Source organism: Nonlabens sp. Hel1_33_55, assembly GCF_900101765.1.
Classification (GTDB): domain Bacteria; phylum Bacteroidota; class Bacteroidia; order Flavobacteriales; family Flavobacteriaceae; genus Nonlabens.
The window spans coordinates 702787-723308 of the sequence record NZ_LT627735.1; the positions used below are offsets into that span (position 1 = coordinate 702787).

The 20522-nt window shown below is 35.2% G+C and carries 8 protein-coding genes; 3 read left to right on the top strand and 5 right to left on the bottom strand.

Annotation, left to right across the window (positions count from 1 at the left end):
* Positions 1 to 60 precede the first annotated feature (60 nt).
* The 3 genes from BLO34_RS03070 to BLO34_RS03080 are packed head-to-tail and all read left to right on the top strand — an operon-like array spanning position 61 to position 6769.
* The gene (locus tag BLO34_RS03070; RefSeq protein WP_090752489.1) at positions 61 to 1503 is read left to right on the top strand and encodes an alpha/beta hydrolase; all 1443 of its coding nucleotides are present in this window, start codon (positions 61 to 63) and stop codon (positions 1501 to 1503) included.
* Positions 1504 to 1542: 39 nt separating this feature from the next.
* Positions 1543 to 2472, top strand: a complete 930-nt coding sequence (locus BLO34_RS03075; protein ID WP_090752491.1) for a hypothetical protein — start codon at positions 1543 to 1545, stop codon at positions 2470 to 2472.
* Between the two features lie 4 nt (positions 2473 to 2476).
* The gene (locus tag BLO34_RS03080) at positions 2477 to 6769 is read left to right on the top strand and encodes a caspase domain-containing protein (protein WP_090752492.1); all 4293 of its coding nucleotides are present in this window, start codon (positions 2477 to 2479) and stop codon (positions 6767 to 6769) included.
* A gap of 27 nt (positions 6770 to 6796) precedes the next feature.
* Here the strand turns inward: BLO34_RS03080 and BLO34_RS03085 are convergent, their stop codons facing one another.
* From BLO34_RS03085 to BLO34_RS03105, 5 genes are all read right to left on the bottom strand, one after another.
* Positions 6797 to 10162 (bottom strand): caspase family protein, encoded by a 3366-nt coding sequence (locus tag BLO34_RS03085; protein WP_090752493.1) that lies wholly within the window; start codon positions 10160 to 10162, stop codon positions 6797 to 6799.
* A gap of 107 nt (positions 10163 to 10269) precedes the next feature.
* Positions 10270 to 12057 carry an ankyrin repeat domain-containing protein gene (locus BLO34_RS03090; RefSeq protein WP_090752495.1) on the bottom strand — a complete coding sequence of 596 codons (1788 nt, stop codon included), beginning with the start codon at positions 12055 to 12057 and terminating at the stop codon, positions 10270 to 10272.
* A gap of 2 nt (positions 12058 to 12059) precedes the next feature.
* Positions 12060 to 14003: a caspase family protein gene (locus tag BLO34_RS03095; protein ID WP_090752497.1), complete on the bottom strand. Its 1944-nt coding sequence runs from the start codon at positions 14001 to 14003 to the stop codon at positions 12060 to 12062.
* Between the two features lie 74 nt (positions 14004 to 14077).
* Positions 14078 to 18646 carry a caspase domain-containing protein gene (locus tag BLO34_RS03100; RefSeq protein ID WP_090752500.1) on the bottom strand — a complete coding sequence of 1523 codons (4569 nt, stop codon included), beginning with the start codon at positions 18644 to 18646 and terminating at the stop codon, positions 14078 to 14080.
* A gap of 126 nt (positions 18647 to 18772) precedes the next feature.
* On the bottom strand, positions 18773 to 20104 hold the full coding sequence (locus BLO34_RS03105) for a hypothetical protein (protein WP_090752502.1): 1332 nt from the start codon (positions 20102 to 20104) through the stop codon (positions 18773 to 18775).
* Positions 20105 to 20522: the final 418 nt, after the last annotated feature.

A 20522-nucleotide genomic window follows, 5' to 3' on the forward strand; every position in this document is an offset into this window, starting at 1 on the left:
TTGAGCAAAAATCGTTTCGCATTGTGATTAATATCCTTGCACTTAATTGAATTATAACTTATGAATTTTACATCGCGTTCCCGAACCATTTCATGCATTTTAATGGTCTTGACTTCTTTAGCATTTGGTCAAGTTGCAAATAAACCTAATCTATTGTTAGATGGGATCAGAATTGATACAGAGCGTGAATGTTTTGATCAAGATTATCCTTTTGATGGATTGACCGTTGAACTATCTAATGATAAGAGTGTAAAACAATGCCAACTTGAAATTAAAACCAATAACAATCAACTAATTTATCAGGTAGAAAGCTATCGAGACTTTGACGGGCAAGCACTGTATAGATCCATGGATAATTCAGGAGTGTTTGATCGTACTGGGATAATTGTTTTTGAATTTCTAATTACTAGTAAAGACAATAATACTTTTATTGAATATCTGGAAATCTGTATTAATCCAAATGAGCCTATTGTTGCTGAATCAAGAGGTGTTTCTATTACCAGCAAGAAATACACAAAAGTACCTATCTATTATGCCACAGATCGTAAGGATAGTAAAAAAGCAAATGTCTACGAACGATTTGCAGGTGAGCTCGAGTCAGACCATACGATCAATTATGGCATATGTAATGTAACGATTCCAGCAATACATCAAATAGGTCAAATAGAAAGCCCTTCTTTATTTAGGTTTGAATTAAGCGAAGATCCTGAGAAACATATTGTGCTGCAAAATATTATTCCTCTATCTGAAGGTTCTTTTTTTAATTTGATGGCTAATGGTGTTTCGCTTTCGCGAAAGCGGAAAACCTTCATGTTCATTCACGGTTATAATGTCTCTTTTGCAGATGCAGCTAAAAGAACTGCGCAAATGAAGTATGATTTGAAGTTTGACGGTGAAGCGGTACTGTACAGCTGGCCGTCGCAAGCGGCAACATCTGCCTATACGATTGATGAAAATAATATACGCTGGTCAACAGAGAATATCAAAAATTTTCTAGACGATTATATAACAAGATCTAAAGCCGAAGAGATTTACCTCATTGCACATAGCATGGGAAATCGTGGATTGACCGATGCGCTCATAGATTTGATAAAAGAGAAACCGTATCTAGCTTCAAAAATTAAAGAGATCATACTCGCTGCGCCAGATATCGATGCCGCCATTTTTAAACGAGATATAGCCCCACAAATGGTGGCTAGCATTAAGAAACCTATCACTTTATATGTAAGCGCTGATGATGTAGCACTTGAAGCTTCCAAAACTTTACATGGTAGAGCTAGGGCTGGCGATGCAGAATATGGTGTAATGCTTGTTCCTGGAGTGGAGACAATAGACGCAAGTGGAGTGGATGCTAGTTTCCTATCGCATTCCTATTTTGCAGAGACTAAATCTATTCTTGATGATTTGATCACAGTAATAGGCTCTGGTTTGAGGGCAAAAGGGAGGCCCAAATTATTAAAGATTTCCACCTCAGAAGGTGTGTATTGGAAATTTAAAAATTGACATTAATTCAATCGGTACGACATAAATAAATTTAAATAAATGAAACAATATTACACATTTGTTATTCTACTCGCTTTAGTTTTGACCTCATGCTCAGTACATAAAAGGTCCTACATTCAAGGTGATGAAGAGTTTGTGGTAGAGATGAAGAAGCCTGGCAGTCGCGGCGGTATGGTAGAGATTGCTTTACAGGGATTGTTTTTAGGTGCTGATTACCTTGCTGTAAAAACAGCCAAATCACTAACGAGCTCTTACTCGCAAGCCTTATCCATCAACGATTACTACTATTTTAATAGTACTAACGGTACGGTTACAAAAACCTATAATGAGATTCATATTAAGAAATATGAAGCACCTGCAAATGCAGAGAAAAAAGCAGAAATCGTTAGCACCATAAAAAGCGAAATAGATGCGCAGCCTAAGCCAAGAGGTACATCTGCTGCTGCTGCTGCTTTTACTTTTGATGATAACGTTTTGAGGATACAAGATGATAAAGAAGACCTACTCAATTTTGAGGCGGTAATTGAAATATTAACCGACTCAGAAAATCCAGGAGTTTCTCGATTAAGCTTTAATGAGTTGCGTATTCTATTCTCAAGAACTAAGATTTATGAAGATGAGAATCTTAATGCAAGGCTATCGGTTTCCATAACTGGTCAATGGCGCAATAAAGATAACACGCCTATGGAGGCTGTGCTTGTAGAGCAGGAATATGATTTACGCAACTTGAAATACGGTCCAGAAAATCAAATTCAAACACCTATTCTCTCACCATGGTATGTGGATATACCTTATCTGGCCGAAGATGAATTCCAAAACTATGGTATCGTCAAAGTCAATGTGCAACTACAAGAATATGAAGGTGGCAAGAGCAAGTACATCAATCAGTTGCCTAGTATATTATCAGACAACAAGGATTCGGTCATTAAAAGTGGATCTGCTACGATCCAGAAAATTTTAGGGAATTAAAAACATGAAGCTTTTCACTTGTCTACTTTTTTTCTCACTTGGTATAGTTTGTTTATCTCAAGAACAAGATGATCCTGTAGGCGTTCTATTGAAGGATGTACATTATGCCCCTGTAACTGATGTAGTGGTTTTAGAGAAAAGAGGTGAGGTATATTCTGCAGATACTTCAGGCAAAATATTAATACACGATCAGCAAACTGGTGACTACCTATCTACTTTTAAGCAAGCAGATAACGTTCCTATATCTAGATTACTAAGCATAAATGATGAGCGTTTAACAATTGTCAAAAAATACTACTTAACGCCTAACGAGCCTATAGACTCCTTATATACATATGAACTTGATTCTGGAAAGATGGCATCAAGCTCGGGAATTAAAGGGACCTTCAAAGAAAAAAGTCATGAAAACTATTTAGTGGCAGTGGTCAATTCTAATATTGAAAATGGAATGGTCATTTTTCAAAGAAATCCTTACTCTCAAGTAGGTGCTACAAGAACTAGTAAAACAGTACAGAATATTTCGTTTTTACCTCAAGATTCTGTTTATGTTTTTACCCAAAACATCGGGATTGATTATAAGAACGAATTGGTTGTCAGGAAATTTGATGGAGAGATTTTGCATACCCAGCCACTAAAGGAAAGTAGAGTAAACTATAAGGTGCTTTTTGAGAATTCAAAATCTTTCCTGCTTTTTGAATATGATCAGGATTTAAAGACACTTAGCATATTCAGGTATCAACTAGATAGTTTTGCTAAAGATTTAGTTTTCCAGACAAAAATCTTTCTAATCGACTGGCGTTTTGAAATCTCAAATAATGGTAATCAATGGATATTATTCTCTGGTAGTAATAGCTTTGAGACACCTGTAATACATGGTAGTCGCAAGAAAGGAGCTTACAAAATATCAAAGTATCAAATTGATAAACCTATAAGTCACCTGTACATTGCAAAAGAAAATCTCATCAGAGGATTTATCAACTCAGATACGGGACGTGATGAACCTCATTCAATTATTGAATTTAATATAGCCAACAAGCGGTCAGTCGAGTTAGGAAGATCCTTGACTTATGGCGATAACAGAGCTTTTTTTCTAGCCAATGGAGATTATATCCTTCAAGAATACAATTCAAATTATGAAACCAATATCAGATATTATAAAGCTTCTACATTTCAAAATAAGTACAACAAATTAAAATTTGACGATTGGCTTCAACTCAATAAAGGTATTGATAGGTACGACCGTAACTTTTCAAAAGGTCAACAGGAATTTCAACACAATAGTATTGCCTTTATGGGTAAATACGCGGATGAACTCAGGCTCATCGATTATAATCTGGATGAAGATACTTTTTCTTACCTCTCACCAGTATTAAGCACACGTAAAAGTATCGTCGACTACAGCAGTTCTAAAAAGTTAGCTATTGTTGTGGATCGGCCTTTCACAGTTACTGAATATCCAAGTCTTAGGACTTTAGAGGTGTGTACAGAGGAGAGTTGCTACCCTATGAAAGGATTATTCCTCAAAGCGGTTTTAAGTGAAAACGGAGAACTCCTTGCCACCATTGATCAGAAGTTCCTTTTTGAGATACGAAATATTGAATCCCAACAACTTATCTACAGTGAGCAATTAGTTAAAGAACAAGGTTATGAAGTCATTTCTATCGATACGACAGGTTTTGCCATGTCGGTACAACCTCCTTTTGAATTTAACAAGTGTGTGAAATACACTGTAATCTACGAAGTGGACGAGAATCAAAATATTACTTCCCAAAAGAACGAGTGCTTTGAGATCAATGCTTTTGCTTATAATAATGAAAAAGTTGCGATAGGAATAGATAGTTATGGCATTGTAGTAGACGATCAAAAAATACCTATCGATCAAACCAATCCTGCCGTAGAGCTCTCTTTAAATAATGATGCTAGTCTGTTATTCGTGAGCCATGCTATGGGAAATATTGATATCTACGATACTACTACCAATCATAGAAAAGCACAATGGATTCTTGAAGATGATGAACGCCAATTACTGGTGAGTGATTCTGGATATTATCTAGCAAATTTTAATGCAAGCGACTTATTGACGATACGGCATAATGAGAATGGTAAGATCAGAGATTACCTGAAACCAGATGAGGTACTCAAAACCTTGGGTGATGTAAATGAAGAATACCTTGCCGCTATTAATAAAGCCGAAGAAATACGAACTACAGCCACAGCTACTCAAAAAGATCCTGTCGATCTTAATGTCAATGATATTCAAGTTAATGGCGGCAATAGTCTATCAACAAACCAACTTAAAAATAATATTCGTTTCACCTTCAACGGAACATATGATGACTTGCTTTTCAAGCACAATGGCGTCAACATGAGCAATGATCAATGGCAAGTAGTTGAAGATCAAATTTCCCTTGATTTTGAAGTGTCAGACACAGTTAATCATATAGAAGTAATAGATAAAGATTCCAATAATCGATTACTTAAAACTACCATTAACTACAATGGTTCAGCATTGGAGCCTGTACTTCATGTCTTGGCAGTAGGAGTATCTCAGTACGAACAGTCGAGTAATAACCTCACCTTTGCTGATAAGGATGCTCTTGATATCGCAAGGTTTTATGGCGATATTCCAAAAGAGGATATTCAGTCTTATTACGATAAGTTTTATGCAGAACCCTTAAGTATTCATAATGTTGATGGCGAGCAACAAATGGAAGCCATCAATAAGTTTGACTTTGATATATACGGTGTTGATTTAAAGTATTTAGGAGCAAATGGTCGTTACTGGTATAATTATAACGCTATGGAAAAGAGGTTTTACTTGTTTGACTTCAAGGATGCTCGTGTTTCTGCTATGAACTTACCAGCCATGGAACAGATTGAATCCGTTTCATTTGACAATGACTTTGTATCAACCATTGATGGCGATGCCTTTTATTTTTTAAGTAACAGTAATTGGAATCGATACGATGTAGCTAAAAATTCATTTGAACCAATCGACTTTCCTTTTGATCAAGATCTGCGATACCAGAACAACAATCTCTACCAGCTCAACAACGATAGGTGGTTGCTGTATGAGGCCAATTACAATGGTATGAAAACCGAAGTCACCCTTACTTTGTACGATGGTGATGAAAAGGAAATCATAAGAAGTACTCTCGAGAATGATCAAGGTTTAACCTTATTGAGCGTATCTTCAGAGGGCTCTCATTTTTTATTTAAGGACTTTTTTGATGTACTGCATCTTTACAGTTTGGACGATAAAAAGTTCAGCCTAATTTCAACTAGCAAAGAAATTTCTATCGCCACCTTAGATAAATATTTCATCAATGTTGACGATCAGACCATTTCACAGTCTGAAGATTCTTATGAAAATGAGAAGAGACGATTGCTATGGAAAAAGTACGATTTTGATTTTCAGCTTTTAGAGGAAAGTAAGTTAGTGATAGACCTAGAGTATGTCGTTACCGCTATTGTGGATGGCGGTGAACTGTTGGAGCTTAGGCAAAAGAAAAGCCTTGCTAATAAAAATCAAGTTGTATTGTTGGATAAGAATGACGCTTTCGCGAAAGCGGGAAAACCAGCATCTTTCAAAAAAACTACGGTCACTTATTTATTGAACGAACAGGCCACACAAGAGTCCATCCAACAAGAGCTCAAAGCTTTGAAATCAAAGGTAAGACCGCAAGATCAGGTGATGGTTTTCTTTGCGGGTCACGGTGTACTTGATCAAGATTTGAATTACTATTATGCCCCACACGATATGGATTTCAATGAGGTGACTGACCGTGGAGTTTCTTTTGATGATATCATTGCTTCTCTAGGTGACACCCAGTCTACCAAAATGCTTTTGCTCATGGATACCTGTCACTCTGGAAATACGCTAGATATGGAAGGTTATGAGATAACTAAAGCAAACGGAAAAGATGGAGAGCGTGGCGGTATTGCCAAGAGAGTAGGGAAGAAGGATAATCCTATTAAAGTATCTGAAGTAGTATCTACATTATTTGATAACCTTAATACGGTCAATGGTGTTACAGTACTATCAGCGTCCTCTGGCCAGGATGTAGCTTTTGAAGCTAGGGATTTAAGTAATGGTGCGTTTACGACAGCTTATATGCAACAGGTAAAGTCTGGTTTGAGCGGTAGAATGCAAATAGAACCTGATTATGAACAATCGCTGACACTTTCGCCAGAGTTTGTAAATAACCTACGTGTCAAAATTCTAGAACTGACTAACAATAAGCAGGAAATGGATATAAGAGAGAGAAACGAACTTACCACGATAAGGTTGTGGTAAGATAATGATTTAGTGTTTGTTTCAGTCTCACCAAACTTTCCAGTCATTTTCAATCGTCTGATTGCGACTTGTGGGCTGTTGTAAACCATTGGTTAATGCTACAACTTGTTTGCTTACTAGTCTTTTCAATTCGCTTACACTTATTGATTCTTTTCTTTTAAGTTGGTTTAGAATACAGTAGGTGAAAACTCCATTCTTAAGTTCACCTCTTTCTTGAGCAAATTGAGTGCCAGCTGCAGCCGATATGACAGTTGCTCCTGTCGCTCTATCCACATTATTGAATAGTTCTTTCATTAACTCAAAACTGTTTTTCATACCCATTTTCACATTTTTATTTCGCACGCCTATAGAACCTTTTAAACCTGGTTTCAGGTTTTCCACTTTGGCGATTGCCTCAACTTCGTCTTTATCAACTTCTCCGCTATGGCAGGCATCAATAAGCAAAAGTTTTTTTCGAGATGGTATTCCATCCAGTAAAAACTCTAAGTCTTCATAGGGTAATCCATTTTTTTCAGGATCACTAAAATTTACATCATAGGTACCTAGATAATAATCTAAATCATTACTCAGTAAACCATGACCTGAAAAACTGATGATCACCTTATCGTCAACTTTGGTTTTTTGTAATTTGTCTTTGAGTTTTAATATGTTTTCAACCGTAACATTTTTGTCAAATAAGGTATCAATTGCTATATTTTGATTATACCTCACCTTAAGTTGTTTCGATAGATCTCTGATATCCTTTACGGAATAATTCAAATCGTGACCTTTTTCCTTATAATTATCTATGCCAATTCCAACAAAATAAAGTTTTTCTTTTGTTAGTTCTTTTGTCTGAAAATTAATATATAAAGGACGTCTGTAACTTTCAGTGCCGTTCATATTAAAAACAGATGCTTCTATTTTGTTGATCCCGTTTGACAGTTCTAGGGTAACTGTGGTATCAATGGTGTTTGATACTCTTTCTTTTAAAGAAATTCCATTTTTCCCATATAAGGGAACCTCATTGACCCAAACATTGATTCGGTCAAGAGCATAAAGGCTATCTGAGCTTTTTAAACTAAGCTCTAGTTCAGATTTATTTTGATCAAAAGCAATTGACTCTCTATTAGTAATTTTGCTTTGTGGTAAGGAAAAAATTTCGGTAAAGCTAGTGGTATCGATTTTGAGCTTTTTGACTCTTTTTTGCCATGCCTTTTTATAGGCCCTTATCATTATAGTGTCTGGTGTATTATTTATAGTACCTAAAACTTCTAAAACTTTATCAGGTCGGTTGTACTTTATGTCTAGTTGCTCGAAACCAAGTGTTTGAAGTTCTTTTTTATAGTAAAGATTAGTAACTGCATTTTTTGATCCCGAGTAATATCCATCTGGTAGAAATAATATGTAATCCTCATCATCAAAAATAAATTGACGAATCAACTGTTTGCCTGTTTTGGAGTCCCAGTGTATGATCGAACCATCGTCAGAAGCTGTAACTATAAAATTTCCATTTGGATTATACAATGCTGAATTGACTAAATCATCATGACCATTAAGAGTGTGAATCAACTTTCCAGAAGCGACGCTCCAGATTGATGCGGTCTTATCATCAGAAGAAGTAACAATGTTCTGACCATCAGGGCTGAAATGAATTGAATTAACAAAACCCTGATGTCCATCAAGTATTGTTAAGAGTTCGAAAGAGGTAGCATCCCAAATGTAACCTTTATCGTAAGTAGATGTAGCAACTTTCTGCCCATCAGGACTGAATTGAACATCCTGCACATCGCCACTCGAATGTTTAAGAACGCCTTTTATTAGAGGCCTGCCATACACTGTTTTGAATAATTGTAAATCTCGATCAGATGACATAGCAATCGTTTTACCATCAGGACTAAAAGAGATTGTTTTTATATCTTTAGTGCCTCCAACGTATGTTTTCAATAATTTTCCTGAGATAATATCATACAGAGATGCACGATTGTTAGAGGCAATCAATATAGACTCCTCATTAGGATTTATCGCTATTGATTTAATCTCATAAGTATAATCATTAACCTTATGGCCCTCAAATTGGTGTAATAGTTTACCAGAAATGATGTCCCAAAGCTCTGCGATTCCTAAGTAAGAGGTCAAGGCGTAATTCCCACTAGGACTTATTTCTAAGTTACGAAATGATCCTTTATTACTTTGTAGTGTTTGAACTTTTTTTCCTGTACTGATTTCCCTTATTAGTAGTTTATTACCGTAACTAGATATCAATAACTTATTTCCATCGGCACTTACTTTTGCTGAGTTAACCCGCAGAACAACCCCTTCAAACTTATGTAGAAGTCTTCCAGACAAAACATCCCATAGTAGAGTGGAATCAGATTGAGATGAGGTCATTATATTCTGACCGTTCGAGCTAAAATTAATAGAGTTTACAAATGAGCCGTTATCCAGGGTCTTTTTCAGAATTCCAGTATCAGCTTCCCAAATACGAGCTGTACCATCTTCTGAACCAGTAGCAATATTCCTACCGTCTTTACTAATGTCTAGAGATATAATGGAACCGGTATGGCCTTTAAGAACTTGAAGAATTCTAGCTGATTTGAGATCCCAGATTATCGCAGTTTGATCCCCTGAAACCGTAACGGCGGTTTTTCCGTTGGGACTAATTAGTGACGCTTCAATTTTACGCCTATGACCTTTAAGTTCGTTAATTAACCTGCCTGTACTAGTTTCCCAAAGCCTAGAAGTACTGTCGTAAGATGAAGTCATAATTTGTTTACCATTTGGGCTAAATTTTGCAGAGGTAACAATATTAGTGTGTCCTTTTAGTCTCTTTAAAAGCCTTTTTGATCTTGCATCCCAAATTATTGCAGTGCTGTCACGAGACGAAGTCAAAATAGACTTACCATCTGGACTGAATTCAACTGAAAGCACCCAGTCTGTATGTTCCTTAAGAGTTCGTAATAATTTACCGTTATCTGTTTTCCAAACCTTAATTGTATTATCTGCCGATATGGTTACTATATTGCTGTCATCTGGATTAAATGTAGCAGATCTTACTGTTTTTGAGTGCCCTTTTAGTGTAAGTAATAATTTCCCTGTTGCTGTTTCCCAAACTTTGGCTGTATTATCGCTAGAGGCAGTTACAACCATTTTACCGTTATGACTAAATTCAGCATCAAGAAGATTGGCTGAATGCCCCACGAAGGTATGCAATAACTTACTGGAAGAAGTTTCCCAAACACGAGCGGTTTCATCAAAAGATGTAGTCACTATATACTTGCCATCTGCACTAAATTTAGATGAATTGATCATTGAGCTATGACCTATTGGCAAGCCTACTTGTAGTTCTTGGCCTAACGTTATCAAGGAGAATAAGAATAGAATGATGAAAAGGTGTGTAATTTTTACCGTCATTGCTTTCAAATTTATTCTGTGATATCATCCTTAGAAATAGTGATTTCAAATGATCTCATATTAATAAGACAATCCCATTACATTAAATTACTTTTATCACATTCAGGCTACTTTTTCTTACGCTCCTTCTTCAACCATTTACCTAAATCTTTGTGTCCTGCTTTCTTAGCTACTTTATCAGGGTATCTACGATCTCTATTTTTTAGCTTGGCATTTGCCCCATATTTAATGAGAAGTTTAGCTAGAGCACTATTTCCAGATCTTGCGGCGATGTGCAATGCGCTATTACCTGATCCATCTATAATTGTGGCGTCTGCGTCATTGACTAAAAGTAATTCGGCAATAGCACTTTTGTTGTTTTTTACAGCATTTAATAAAGCGGTATCACCACCAGAGGTATTTTGATTGGGTTTGGCTCCATTTTTTAGAAGCAGCTCGACAATTTCTTGTTGCTTTCGCATATTACCTTCAGTAGCAATAAGTAATGGCGTTTTTCCATTGTTGTTGACTAAGTTGGGATTTGCCCCATATTCTAATAGCTCTTTTATCATATCAACATCAGTAAATGCATGTGAAATAATGTTCATCAATGCGCTGTCGCCATCTTGATCCACCGCATCTAGATTCAAATAGTCAGCCGCCATTGATCTAAGGTCAGAATGACCGCTATCGTACACATAATCTACCAATTTATTCTCGAAACCAGTTTCATAGCTGCCTTGATGTTCTTTGATTAAGGCTTTTAAAATTTTAGCTCTGCCTCCTAATAATTGTCCTGATCGATCATAGGCCATTATTAAAGTTTCGAGACTATCACCGTCGCCTAAATAGCCCTCTTTAAATATCCAGGAGTAAACTGCCCATCGCTCAAACTCTGATGGGTCATTGTTCCTTATGGAATTTTCTAGATTTTCATAAATTATGCTTTCAAGAAAATTAAAAGGTATTTCATTAATCTTTTGAATTTGGCATCCGGCATTGTAATCAGCATTACTGAAAGTCACGGTTTTAACGCAGTCGCAATCTGCATCATATTTATAATCACCTGTGTAACTTCCATTAGCATATTCTACGGCGCCACGTACTAGGATACCTTCAATAAAGCCATTGGGATCAAAAACGGGACCTCCAGAATTTCCAGGAAAAGCATCAATATCTGTTTTGAACCACTGTTCAGGCGTGTTCTCAACAACTTCGCTATTCAAAGCTACTTTTAGAGGTAGCCCAGTAGGTGCTCCAATAGTATAGACTGATGCTTCATTAGCGGGTTTTCCACTTGTTCTAATGCGGTATGGTTTTCTGTCTTTGACTTTACGATCTAGGCGCATCACTACATAATCTTTCTGGTATTCTCCTTCACCTTCTAACTTTCCTTCCAGAACTTCATTTATTTCGTACAAGTTATCAGGATCAAATTCAATAAAAAACCCATCTTCACTTGATTTCAAATTGGTGGTATAATCAAATAACCAATAGAATCCCTTAGCATCGTCATCTGTAAGTATACAATGACCGGCACTTACCATAATATCTGGCGCCACTAAAAATCCAGAACAACCCGCAATAGTAGGTTGGTCTAAATACTTAACGTTTTTATCCATGTTCTCTGTACCAAATTGATACGTAAGTCGATCTCTTAGCGTAACGCCATAAAGACTATTTCCATAGACGCTTTCCTTTGGAATCATAACTGCGGTAGCTCTGGTATAGTCTTCAATGCCACTAACATCGCTAACCTCATACCGGTCATCATCTCCGAAAACCCCTCGAGAGTCGTCCTTTGGATTACCAAATGGATACTCTGCAGGTACAGGAAGTTCTTTGTCTTGACCATAACTAATAGTTGCCATAAGCGCAACAATTAGAATTGAAATATTTTTAATGATACATCTCATAATTATAATTTTTCTACTATTTCATAGACAAATTCTGTTGTAAATCCTGCGATGTTGCCAGAGGACTGTGTGCGTGAACCACTACCACCACGTGATTGGGTGTAGGTTTCTTTAACTAAAGCTTCTAATGGATCAATACTAGAACGTGTGTCTATTCTTGTCACCACAGGTTCTAGATTAATAGGTGTTGTTGAGGCAAATCCCTTTAAAACAATGCGCTCGTAGGGTGGTGCAAAAGTGTAGCTACAACCTTTAATGACCTTAGTAGATTTACGTGGGATCAACCGCCCATCTGCTGTGTAATCGCATGCTGAATTAGGCATGAAGGGTATAATTTTACCGTCTGTATACACTTCAACTATAGTGAAGTACAAGTCTTTATTGCTATGGTTGGTAACCTCTAGGTATGCTGCTTGTTGTTCACTAATTTTAAAAACACCATCTTCATCAAGATGATCTTTTTCTGTTCCTTCTAGTGCTGGTATTAATTTAAAACTGAATTCATAGGTAGGGTTGCTCATTTTTAAGCTGCGTATATACGATCCTTGTGCATAGGTAAATAAATTGTCCTGCAACTTTTCAAGATTAGAAGCGCCACGATAATCTTCATCTGCATTGAGATAGGTAAGATCTGTTGGGCTTTTAAGAAAGTAATCTCCATTTTCCTGCTCTACCACAACATCTGCTAGACTGATGTCAGTGACCAGATTTCCTAATGCATTGGTCTCTAAATAATTTTTGACGCCTTCTTCTATCGATTCGGCTTTATCCTTCAAATAAACGTTGAGTTCAAGATCTCCATAAGCGATTTGATCAATAAAAACGATGTAATCTTGTGCTACCGTGTTAGGCAACTCTTTGTCTAGTAGTAGTCTTGATTCGTTAAACATAGACCTAGTCACCGTTCCTTTGGCAAGACTAAGCTTCTCATCAAATTGTGCAGTACCGGCGGGTAGAATGTGTGCTGTAGTACCTTTATTAAACTGTTGTACGCTACCTGCATTGACACTAATGGAGTTGGGGTTGACGACTCTTTTAATAGTGAAATACGGCTGTTGTTGCACATACTCACCTTTGAATAATTTATAATCAATATCACCTTCAATTGCTGGTTTTTGGCGTGGTGCAATAGTGGCCATTTCGGCAGTTATTTTATTGAATAATTGTCTGTAGGTAAAATCAGTGCCTAAGGTTGTCATCGCTTTCGCGAAAGCGTAACTCAAACTACCATTGCCTTTATATTCATAATTCAATTCACGCGAGCTAGCTCCTGAAATCATCACAAATGGAGCTGCTTTTTTATTCAATTCTACTTTTTCCATCAAGTCACTACCGTCTGAGGTTGCGGCAATGCTTTTTTTCTTTTTCTCTTCATCCCAATTAGGCGGGACCAGTGCACCGTTGCCACCGCGCGCTTTAGCACCACGGGTAGCACCACCACTATGGCAGCTATCCAGTAAGAAAAGTAGCTGACCGTCAGCCCCTAATTTATTTCTAAACCCTTTAATGATATTACCTAGATCGTCGTCTCTCAAGTGATTTTGACCCGTGTAGGAGTCAGAATAGGTCGCAAATGCATCAAAAGGCACTAGGGCTTCATCAAGGTTGTCCACCTCGTCACCATTATCATCAAAGACTTGTTGACCGTGCATGGAGAAATGAACCACAAGAATATCTCCTTTTTTAAGTCGCTTCTGAAGGTCAGCAAACGTGCTTAGAAGACCCGCTTTAGTGGCTTGGTCATTCATGATGGTGACCATGTTTTTTTCTAAAAAACCTTGGCTCGCAAGTGAGGTTTTAATAAGATCAACATCGTTAACACTGCTTATGTTGCCCCATCCAGAATTTTCTGGATAATCGCCCACGGCGACAATTATTGCATATTTTTCGGCTTGTGCAAGAATACTTGTTAGGCAGAATATTGCGGTAAATAAAATTTTTTTCATGGGTTTATTTTTGTGATTAATAGGAATGCCAAGCTTAAGTAGTAAAAAGTTTCATTTTTCGGTAATTCGCATATTTACCAAAACCTTATTTTGATGAGCTCATTAAACTCTTTAATATCCATCTTTTGTTTTCCATCAGTTATTTCTAATAAATTGTTGTTGAGTGTTTTTATGAATTCATTAAAGTCGTTTTCATTATAGTATTCGTTCTTTATCGGAATTTTCATTGTTTCGAAATAGGCTCGAGTAAATGCACCATTAGTTATAATATCAGACTCATAAGCAACCTCTTCTCCTGAAGATGCAGATAACACAGTCACACCAGAATTACTGTAAAAATTATCGAATACAGAATTAATTATGGATGAGACAGATATCTCTCCATCTTTTTGAGCGGTTCTTTTCGCAATACTACCTCTAATTCCAGACTTTTCTTTTTCCTCTTCAATGTCATAATTTTCTATATCAAAAGTATTTCCTGAATGACAAGTATCTGTTATGAGAAGCTTTTGTAAAGCTCTAGAATTAGATAACATATCAATAATCGTACTGTATGAAATACCATTCTTTTCTGGTTTATTAAACTTCATGTCATATGGAGCGTAATAATATTCTAATTGATTATCTAAAACACCATGGCCAGCTAAGAAAAGCATAATTTGATCTTCTGGTTTTGCGTCTTTAAAAAAGTCTTCCGCAGCTGAGATTATGTTTTTTGAGGTTGCATTTTCATTAATAAGTGACTTTACAAACTCAGTTTTAAAAGAGGCTGGTTGGTAGTGTAAAAAATTAAGGTCTTCAACGATGGATTTAAAGGTCTCGTATTCATCTTCATAATTCCCAGATCTACTAGAAGTTAAAAAAAATGGTTTACCGTAATTATTTCCAAAAATGTGAATTTCATTTGATGCGTTTATTCGCTTGTTTGTAATTAGTTTTTTCTTTGACAAATCATAAGTGAAGAAATTATATAGAGTTTTGTCTTCCCTTTCATAATTAGCATCTTGACCATAATGTTGAATTGCGTATAGTTCTTTCTTATCTGCACTAATCCAAACTTGAGAGTCTAAATCAAGCCAATTAGAATCGAAAGCTATTTCGGTATAAAAGTCGTTATCTAATTCAAAAAGCCTATACCTTATTTTATACATGGAAAATTCGGGTATATGAGGGTCTGGAATTTCGTAAAATTCTTGAATGACAATTAATTTTCCATCATATGATACGTCTTGCAATGTAAACACTGCGTTTTCTAAGCTTATATTTTCACCCTTCGATATTAAGGGCTGTTTTTTGATGATCCATTGATTATTGACTTTCAAATGTCGTAGAGCATAAAGCAAACTATCTTTTTTAATTAATCTGTCTTTCCTGGAGAATGATTCAGTAATCGAATCGTTTGGATTGTCTAAATTGTTAATTTCAAGCCATTCCTTTTGATTGAATTGAAAAGCATTTTGAATGCTAAAGTCAACATCTGTTTTTATACTTTTTCCTGAGTCAAAATCTAAATAATAGACCTCTTCTTTTTCAAAAGATTCTTCATAAACAAAATAACAACCTTCGCTGTTTGAGGCAGATTTGAAAAAATTTACCATATGTTCATAGGGAACGTCAAAAGTGATCTTTTTTACGGCATTATTCTTAAAATCATAAAGTTTCGTCACGTTCGTAGTACGGGTATAATCTGTCATTTCGCCTGAGTCCATGGGAAGTATCCAATAATTCCCATCTTTTGAAACTTGAGTGGGCATATGGTTTGCATATTCATAAGGATCATGGTTTATGAAAAGATGGGCAGAAGGTTGATTTGTCAAAAGTTTTGTAACAGTATTATTTAAATCCTTTTTTAATATAGATGCAGGATAATGCTCGTCAAGGTATCTGACTACCTTATTTGAATCTATTTTGTCGTAAACAAAAGAAATATCTGTAGCGTCTTTATCTGCATAATTCAATTTATATTTCTTATCCGAATAATCTGAGACGCCTACAGTAAACACATAAAGATCTCGCTCAATATCTGAGTCATTTATGACTTCTTTAATAATAGGTTTAGACTTACCATTACTTGTTTCAGTTGTCAATTCAAGCCTATTGATCTTTTGCGTTAAATATATATTCGCCTGATATTTTTTAGAATCAACTTTTTTGAATTTTAACTTCTTTTGTAGGACGTTATTTACTTTAAGTTGTAAGCTTGGTTCTTGATCCTTTGCTAGATTTACTTCAATTGTATATTCTGACGGTTTTTTATTCAATACGACTGAAAAGTCCTCAATAATCTTTAAACCTGTTTTAGTTTCATCGCTAAATTTGTTCCGAAGAGTAACAGCTTTGTTTAACTTAGTTTTCATTTCCGTATCAATATCTCCAAAATCAGAAAGTATTGAAATTGGATCAAATAAGTTTAAAGTATCATTAAGAATGGAAAGGCGCTCATTATTTTTCCTCAAAAATAAATAGCCATCTATATCATCAGTATTGCTGTAGTACTTCTTTTTTGTGTTATAAATTAAGGTCTTACCATCTTTAAAATTAACTATAGTGTTTAACCATTTAAAACTCTTAGTATCCAGCAATCTAGAAGTTCCGTTATCAAAGTTTACTAATAACTTTGAAGCATCTGTATTTAATGAAATGGTCCGGGCGCCATCTAAACCATCAATTGGGCGAAATTCATTATTGTATAATATCCCATTCTTGTTTAAAAAGATTGAAACCTTATTTTTAAAATCTGCAGAATATACTGGGTTTTCATAGCTATCAGTCACAGAATATAAATTACTGATTTCTTCTATTTTAAAACTGCCTTGGTTGGTGTTAAAAATAAAATCATTTTCACCAATAGCTATTGACTCCCAAGCTGTTGTTTTCCAAGATTCTCCCTCAGTTTTTTTTTCAAAAACTATTTTATTTTTTTTCCAATCATAAATTTTAAAACTCCAGTTGTAATTTTCATCGCAACTGTAAGCACAGAGATATTGCCCAGAGTTGGAGAATTTAAGTGTTCTAGGCTCTATAACTCCTTTGCGACCGCTTTTTCCAACATTGAATTTATGACCGTTACTAAAGACCGTAATAGTAGTTTCTTTAGTAGGTTTTGATGCGCGACCACTTCGATGTTCTACAAATGCATTTTCTACTGAATTAAATGCAATCAAGTCATTATAAAGATCTGAATTATCAATTATCTCAAATTCAAAAACTTTTGTTGTTTCTCCATTGATTAAATCATGGGAGTAATAGATATATTGGTTTTTATAATTATTATCAGAATTTTCTTTTTCAAATCTGCGAAATCCGATAGTGCCACTTTTTTTATCCAATAATTTTTCCTTTAAACTATATGTTTCTGGCCCAAAGTTGCGTGAATGTTGACTTGTTATAAATTCTTTTGCATCATTGCCCTCTACTAACATGTTAGCTAAAGAGTTATTACTTCGCAGGGTCAGTACAATATGCTTTCCTTTATTTAAATTATAGGAGAGCCAATAATCATCGGAAATAAAAAAAGATTGTGAATTTATCTGATTTTTAAAAAGTACAAGTTCCTTATTAAGTATTTTAAAATTTTTATCGTGAATACTAATGCCAGGTTCAATGTCTTCATGATATTCAGGAGTCAATAAAAAATATTCATTATTAACTTTATTGTGGATTCCAACTCTATTATTTAAAGAGCATTCTTCAAATTTCTGTTGATACTTACCGTTTTTCAATTCTAAAATTATGACCCCATTTTTATATGGCTTTCGATAGCCGTTAAAAGGTTTATTGAAAATCATAATTACACCTCTATCAACTGATGTAATATTGGTTTCTGCGTCTGCTGTATAAAATTGATTAGACCCCAATTCTTCAAAATCGAAAGTTTTAAGATTGATTCTTTTAATTTCAGAAAACGTACTCCCCACTTTTGAAGTCACACATAAAAGACTTTTATTCTCAAAAATAATGGCTGATGGAATTTTATTAGGATCTAAAAACCGATGATTAAAAATTTGTTTATTCCTTCTGACGTCATAAATTCTAAGTGTCTTAATTTCGATATTGCTTTCATCATTTTCTGAATTACTCTTATTAATTTCAGTTTGCTCTAGGTTAGCAATTAAAAAATTATCAAATGAAGTTGTGGTTGATAATATACTGCCATCTGTGGTTAAAGAGTCAATTAGAGAGAATGGGCTTTTGCTAAAGAGAGATAAATCTTGTTTATTGTTACGGACTGCGATTAATGATTCGCCATTTGGATTAGTTATTTTAAAATCACCTTCTATTGTTTTGTAGATCTTATCATCTTCAAAATTGTAAAAGGAAAGATTTCCTGTTTCCTCGTTAAAATTTACGTAGTTTATTAATAAGTCCTTATTGTTATTTATTAATCGAATAGCTCCAATTTTTTTTGAACTTGCCAGACTTAACGATCTAATATATTTATAGTCTTGAGAACTATAAATTAAGATATTTCCTTCACTGTCAGAAGTCAGTATTTCATTAGTCCTCTCATCAATAATAATATCTGTGATAAATCCCTGATTACGCTTGACAGTAGCAAATTCATAATCTGTCAAGTTTTGACCATAGGAAAAGAATAAAATAAAAAAAGCTAAGGCAAATAAATAAAATTCTGATTTTATCATGTTGATAAGATGATTCAAATTATATAATTTAATAAAATGTGTTATAGATCTTTTAGTGTTGATATTTTGATTTTGATATCGCACTTAGTTCGATATAATTTATAGATTGATTATCAGATTATTTCTTTAATTTAAATCAAATAAAGAAAAAGAAACCCCTAGATAATAGCCTAAATCATACTTGTTTTCAGTAAAGCTGTCCACATCATTACCTATGGCAGCATCACCAATCACAAGACCGTTAGTCAATTGCTTTACAGGACCAAAGGCAACGCCTCCTGACAGTGAAAATCTATTTTTATTACCTAGAAACAGGGATGGTCCTAGTAAGAAATTCACACCTGTAAGTTCATCTGCAATAGGTATGGAGAGTCCAAAACTTCCACCAATATTGAAACTTTCCCCTAGGATAGGGTAGAAGTTGATCATGGTACTCAAATTAGGAGTATAACTATCGTCTGGTGTGGCTCCTATATCACCATTAGTGTCAATAAAATAATCGTTCGATTTTCCTGCGTAGTTATTAAGAGTAAGAGCGACGCTGCTATTGATTTTAAAACCACCTTTTGCATTAACAGGAATACTTCTGATTTTTATGGCATTGCTAGCGTTGTTATCCTCCATATTATCAGATTTAGGAATGAAATTCATTTCTATCATAGCCTTGTCTGCGGTAACACGATAATCATAAACCTGAGAAAAGGTCGCTGCCTCGATGCTAGCATATAGATTGACAATGCTGGCAACTTCATCAGTGCTCTTTAAGGAATAACTATTCAATGAACGTTTAACTGATGTACCTCTAGAGGTATTTGCTAACTCACTATCGTCGACTCTCGAATTAATTTCTTGCACGTCGCTAGCGATTAATTGGTCCAGCGTTTCAAGATATAAATAGAGATTATCTTCAGGATCTGGTAATCGTTGATCCGTATTTTGGGCAGCTAGGTTTTTAATATTTCTAATCATTTTTTCTTTAGAAAGATTTGGGTTTTTCATGTTGCTTAGGATCATTTTCTTAAGCGCCTTGACATTTGTGGTGAGTTTAGTAAGATCATCAACCATGCTGCCGCCACGAGCATTTGAAGCCAGACCAGCAATGTCTGAAACAGGTAGGTCGGGTGTGTTTAATTGAAGACCACCACCTGTAATGTTTTGAATGCTTCCTAGCAAATTTCCAAATCCAAAACTACCTGAGCTTTCATGAAGCTTTTCTTCTTCAACGGTAGTTTCAATTTTTAAAGCAAAAGGGTTCACGTTTTTGACCTCCACCATTAAAACGCTACCTCGTTTGAGCTTAGCATTATCAATCGTATCGATGACCTGATTTTTATTGTTAAGAGTGAAATATAAAAGCTGGTCAGTCTGATAATCATACGTTACTTTATATTTTTCTTGAGCAGTGAGAATGATTGATGAAAGGAGCAATAGAATAAGTGCAATTCTCGAGTGAAACATGATGTACGAATTTTTAGTAATAATATGGAAAACAGTTGGTTTATCTAAATTTCTTGTTAAATATACCCCAAAAGGGGTAGATAGAATTCGGGTTAAATATCCTAATGATGTAGGAAGATTTTCAAATCTAATGCTAGAGTCAAAATAGAATAGACCTGCTGGGCTTTTGAAAAGTCTGGAGTTTTAGTCTTTACTTTCTTTGATTATCTTATCTAATCTTGTAAGAAAGTGGCTAAAGGAAATTCAGCAATTAACGTAAAGGCGTCAATTTAAATCGGTTTCTAAACCTATTTATAAATGATTAATTGACTTGAAAACATGTTTATTTGCCGATGCAGAATATTCAATGTATTGATATCACTGATGGTTCAGTATTTTGGGTGGAGGATAGGTGTACAGCATAATGGAATTAAAAGGT

What these genes read in the sequence shown, in the direction of transcription:
- BLO34_RS03070 (WP_090752489.1), top strand. Translation starts at nt 61, where the DNA reads ATGAATTTTACATCGCGTTCCCGAACCATTTCATGCATTTTAATGGTC.
- BLO34_RS03075 (WP_090752491.1), top strand. Translation starts at nt 1,543, where the DNA reads ATGAAACAATATTACACATTTGTTATTCTACTCGCTTTAGTTTTGACC.
- BLO34_RS03080 (WP_090752492.1), top strand. Translation starts at nt 2,477, where the DNA reads ATGAAGCTTTTCACTTGTCTACTTTTTTTCTCACTTGGTATAGTTTGT.
- BLO34_RS03085 (WP_090752493.1), bottom strand. Translation starts at nt 10,162, where the DNA reads ATGACGGTAAAAATTACACACCTTTTCATCATTCTATTCTTATTCTCC.
- BLO34_RS03090 (WP_090752495.1), bottom strand. Translation starts at nt 12,057, where the DNA reads ATGAGATGTATCATTAAAAATATTTCAATTCTAATTGTTGCGCTTATG.
- BLO34_RS03095 (WP_090752497.1), bottom strand. Translation starts at nt 14,003, where the DNA reads ATGAAAAAAATTTTATTTACCGCAATATTCTGCCTAACAAGTATTCTT.
- BLO34_RS03100 (WP_090752500.1), bottom strand. Translation starts at nt 18,646, where the DNA reads ATGATAAAATCAGAATTTTATTTATTTGCCTTAGCTTTTTTTATTTTA.
- BLO34_RS03105 (WP_090752502.1), bottom strand. Translation starts at nt 20,104, where the DNA reads ATGTTTCACTCGAGAATTGCACTTATTCTATTGCTCCTTTCATCAATC.